The 294-nt window shown below is 46.3% G+C and carries 1 protein-coding gene; it reads left to right on the plus strand.

Annotated elements, in window-relative coordinates:
• Positions 1-24: 24 nt before the first annotated feature.
• A partial coding sequence (apaG, locus tag AB4585_RS27850; protein ID WP_372171993.1) for a Co2+/Mg2+ efflux protein ApaG occupies positions 25-294 on the plus strand: 270 nt, incomplete at its 3' end.

The following is a 294-nucleotide window of genomic DNA, read 5'->3' on the forward strand; positions in this document are numbered from 1 at the left end:
AACACGCTCTAACAAGGAGACCACATGGACGTCAGTCAACCTTGTATCAAATGTCATGTACACACCAAATACATAGCGGAACAATCGGAACCCGATAATGGCCGCTATGTATTTGCATACATGATCACCATAAAAAATCTCAGCCCTCATTCCGTACAACTTCTCTCTCGCTGCTGGTTAATTACCGATGGCAATGGCAAGCAAATCACCGTAGAAGGTGATGGTGTCGTTGGAGAGCAGCCTGTTATTGCGTCACATGACGATTACACCTATACCAGCGGTACCGCTCTAGAG

Origin of the sequence: Vibrio sp. 10N.222.49.C9 (genome assembly GCF_041474985.1) — a bacterium.
In the GTDB taxonomy this organism is placed as follows: domain Bacteria; phylum Pseudomonadota; class Gammaproteobacteria; order Enterobacterales; family Vibrionaceae; genus Vibrio; species Vibrio crassostreae_C.